The sequence below is a fragment of the Campylobacter sp. TTU-622 genome, assembly GCF_016598965.1.
Taxonomy (GTDB): Bacteria; Campylobacterota; Campylobacteria; order Campylobacterales; family Campylobacteraceae; genus Campylobacter_D.
Genome location: NZ_JAENKR010000123.1, coordinates 1 through 2,615, shown reverse-complemented (window position 1 = coordinate 2,615; position 2,615 = coordinate 1). Strand labels below are relative to the sequence as shown.

Sequence of the window (2,615 nt, the reverse complement as noted above, 5' to 3'; positions counted from 1 at the left end):
AGAGAATTTAATCAAGCAAAAGCTAATGGTTGGAAAGCAAGTAATGAAAGTATAAATTCTTTTGTAAATAATATAATGGATAGATTAGATAAGCTAATGAGTGAAACTAGGGTTTGATAGATTAATAATAAATAATTTTAATATAGCAATATAAAAAGATATTCAAAAATTTGGCTTAAAATACTCCTTGCAATAAAAATAAACTTACATTATATTTATAACTATATTTAAAAATATTTAGTGTTTTAATTTGAAGTATTTTAATTTCAAGTTATGCTTTTGCAGATGATTTTTTAAATTTAAAAAACAATTTTTAAATATTTGAATTAAAAATCTACTCTAAAATAATATTGATATTTTATTTTAAACTTTAAAATTTTACATTCAAAAAATATAAAAGCCTCAATAATAACTTAAAAGTATAAATTTAACTTGTATCAATTTTTTTCTTTTAAATAAGAGTTAAAATATCTTTTTTATTTTTAACTATAAAATAAGGAGAAAAAATGACTAAAGATCAAATTGAAATCATAAAAAATTGTATTCCCATTTTGCAAAAAAATGGAGAGGATTTAACTAAAGAATTTTATAAAATTATGTTTAATGACTATCCTGAAGTAAAACCTATGTTTAATATGGAAAAACAAGCCTCTGGAGAGCAACCAAAAGCTTTAGCTATGGCTATTTTGAAAGCTGCACAAAATATAGAAAACCTAGAAAATATAAAAGCTTATGTTGAACATATTGGAAAAACTCACGTAAAATTAAATGTAAAAAAAGAACACTATCCTATAGTAGGAACTTGTCTTTTAAAAGCAATTAAAAATCTTTTAAATGCTGATGAAAAGACATTAAAAGCTTGGGAAATAGCTTATGGTAAAATAGCTGACTTTTATATCAAAATAGAAGAAGAACTTTATAAAAAACAAGCTTGATGATATATCAAGCTAAATTAAAATTTTCTACTATATTTTTAGCTAATTCTTTGATATTTTTTCCTTTTAATTCAGAAATTTCACCTTCTTTAGCTAAAAAAATCCTATCAGCTACATCAAAATATTTATCATCGTGAGTAATTGCAAAAATAGTTTTACCTTGTTCTTTTAAAAAAGGCAAAAGCTTATAGTAAAAGAATTTTCTAAATATAGGGTCTTGATCAGCTGCCCATTCATCTAAAATCAAAATATCTCTTTCTTCAAGCAAAGCTATAAGCATTGCTAAGCGTTTTCTTTGTCCAGTGGAAAGTTTTGTAAAACTTAAATGATTATTTTCAACTTTTGTTTTATCTTTAAGTTCTAAAAATTGAAGCCAAAAATTTATTTTTTCTTCATCTGCAAATTTATCTTTACTTAAAGTTTGAGTAAAAAGATGAAAATCGCTAAAAATTACACTAAGAAGCGATCTGTATTCATAAATATTAGTAGAATCTATTTTTTTATCATCTAAATAAATTACTCCACTAAGAGGTTTAACAAGCCCACTTAAAAGCATACTAAAAGTTGATTTTCCACTTCCATTTTTACCAATTAAAAAAACCATTTCACCTTTATAAAGGGTTAAATTTATAGGTTTAAGTATGAATTGATTATTATAAGAAAAACTAACATTTTCAAAACGAATTTGACTCCATCTTTCTTTTTTTATGCTCAAATTAAAAGTTTCTTTATAATCTTCTAATTTTAATTTTGCAATTTTATCAAGGGCAATTTTTGCCAAAATTAAAGTAGGAAAAGATCCTATCATTGAAATTAAAGGAGTTCTTAAAAAAAGTATAGACAAAGCTATCGTTACTGCATCTTCAAGATTACTCCATTTAAAATTGATAGCCAAATAAAATTCTACCCCTACTAAAGCAAGTAAAGAAATATTTGTCCAATTGTTAGAAAAATTATTTAAAATATTTCCTATAATGCTATTTCTACGCTTTGCTTTTGCATTTTTTTCAAACTCATTTTCGTAGTAATACTTAGCTCTAAAAATATTAATACTTAACTCTTTGTGCCCATCTAAAATATTTTGATAATTATTTTGCAATGAATCATCATTTTCTCTTGCCTTTCTAAAATATTTATATACATTCATCATTAAAAAATGATTACTTACAAAAACAAAAATAATCCATATAAGACAAAGTAAAAAAATTTTAGGAGAAAGATAAAAAAGATAAAAACAAGTACAAAGTATCAAAATACTAGCTTGTAAAAATTCAGGCAAGCGTAAAATTCCAAAAGAAATACTTCTAACATCAGAACTTAAAGATGCTAAAAGTTTTGCTTTTCCAACTTCCATAATAGAAATTAAAGAGCTATCTAAAATTTGTTTAATCAAACGTCTTTGCATTTTAAAAATAAAATTTTGACCAAAAATACTAAGAGATAATTCGACAAAAAAAGAACTGATAAAAAATATAAATAAAATAGCTAAAAAATAAAAAATAGGAACATTCTCTTTACTTTTTAAAAGGTATTCATTAATAAATACTAAAGTTAAAACACCAATTATACTAGTTATAAAAGAAAATATTAAAAAAGAAATAAATTTTAATTTATTTTGTTTCAATAGTTCCATAATAAAAGTCATCAAATAACTCCAAAATATAATTATAACATTTAGAA

At 22.7% G+C, this 2,615-nt stretch carries 2 protein-coding genes; one reads left to right on the top strand and one right to left on the bottom strand.

What is annotated here, in order from left to right; translation table 11 throughout:
• Positions 1-506: 506 nt before the first annotated feature.
• Positions 507-935: a single-domain globin Cgb gene (gene cgb, locus JG677_RS07720; RefSeq protein ID WP_200169955.1), complete on the top strand. Its 429-nt coding sequence runs from the start codon at positions 507-509 to the stop codon at positions 933-935.
• A 7-nt stretch (positions 936-942) separates the two neighbouring features.
• Here the strand turns inward: cgb and JG677_RS07715 are convergent, their stop codons facing one another.
• Positions 943-2,580 carry a multidrug ABC transporter permease/ATP-binding protein gene (locus tag JG677_RS07715; protein ID WP_200286059.1) on the bottom strand — a complete coding sequence of 546 codons (1,638 nt, stop codon included), beginning with the start codon at positions 2,578-2,580 and terminating at the stop codon, positions 943-945.
• Positions 2,581-2,615 lie beyond the last annotated feature (35 nt).

Bases quoted from the DNA above. Each gene is read 5' to 3' on its own strand.
- cgb (WP_200169955.1), top strand. From the start codon at position 507: ATGACTAAAGATCAAATTGAAATCATAAAAAATTGTATTCCCATTTTG.
- JG677_RS07715 (WP_200286059.1), bottom strand. From the start codon at position 2,580: ATGACTTTTATTATGGAACTATTGAAACAAAATAAATTAAAATTTATT.